Origin of the sequence: Vibrio sp. Vb1980 (assembly GCF_033338615.1) — a bacterium.
In the GTDB taxonomy this organism is placed as follows: domain Bacteria; phylum Pseudomonadota; class Gammaproteobacteria; order Enterobacterales; family Vibrionaceae; genus Vibrio; species Vibrio alginolyticus.
On sequence record NZ_JAWOSZ010000052.1, the window covers coordinates 1 to 1,191 of the forward strand.

The window sequence follows — 1,191 nt, forward strand, 5'->3', positions numbered from 1 at the left end:
TAACAAGAGACTATGGCGTCAATAGTTAATTTTTGAGGCTATCTGTATCCCACATAACACCATCTCTTAGCATTGAATTTAAGATAACAACCATCTTTCTCATGCAGGCAACAATGGCAACTTTTTTCGGTTTTCCTGCCGTAAGTAGTCGTTCATAAGTTGCTTTGAAAACAGGGTTGCATTGGATAGCCGACATCATCGCCATATACATAACGGTCCTAACTTGAGACCGCCCTCCTTGTATCAGCCGCTTACCTTTAAAGCGGCCACTTTCTCTTGTTATTGGTGCGACACCAATGAGAGAAGAAGCTTGTTTGTTAGTGATAAAGCCCAGCTCGGGTACATTACTAATTAGGGAGGCAGCAAGGACTTTACCAACACCAGGCATGCTTTGGAGAATAGTATTTTTGGCTTGATACTCAGGACAACTCTCAATCAGTTTCGCTATCTTTGCTTCTACTTTTTCAATCTGATTTTTCAGGGCGGTAAGGATAGGGGTAATCGTAGACGAGATATTCTTAGGTAATATTTGTAGTCGGTTTCTTTCCATGGTTTGCATGGTGAGTAGCTGGTTACGCCTTGTGACTAAGTCACTCATAAGGCGTATGTTTTCGCTTTTTAGTTTGGTCAGTTCTGGCTGAACACGTTCGGCATAATGTGCGATGAGAGCGGCATCTAAACGGTCGTTCTTAGCTCGTTGACCAATGGCACCAGCAAACCTTTTAATACGTAGTGGGTTGGCAATAACATAAGGTAATTTGGCTTTGTCACAGGCGAGTATAAAAGGCATTTCTAATCGACCTGTAGCTTCGATGACGACACGTTGAGGTTTGTGTTTCTTAATGGTTTTTATGGCATCGCTGATGCCTTTTTCGGTGTTCGGGACAGTGAAGTAAATATCGAGTGGTCGGATGTAGATGTCTAATTGTGACTTACCAGTATCAACGCCGACATTAATGTTTTGAAGTGTGTTTGTATTCATAATAAGCTAACTCTTGCTTGCAAATGCGGGCTCGAGACCCAGAAGACTATTCGAGTGTGGTGCTTGGAGTTCTATCTGGCGTTCGTACTTGTTACCGGTCTCTCAATTGAGGAGCCATCGTTCAATCGAACTACCAGATAGAAGAACTTTAGTTGCAGCTAAAGTCTGGGTCTCACCTTACCCGATTGGAGTACTTATTATCCATACAA

Annotated in this window: 1 protein-coding gene; it reads right to left on the reverse strand. The window is 42.6% G+C overall.

Features of this window, described 5'->3' with window-relative positions; translation table 11 throughout:
• Window positions 1–25: 25 nt before the first annotated feature.
• The gene (locus R7F64_RS23740; RefSeq protein ID WP_033906599.1) at window positions 26–982 is read right to left on the reverse strand and encodes an IS110 family transposase; all 957 of its coding nucleotides are present in this window, start codon (window positions 980–982) and stop codon (window positions 26–28) included.
• Window positions 983–1,191 lie beyond the last annotated feature (209 nt).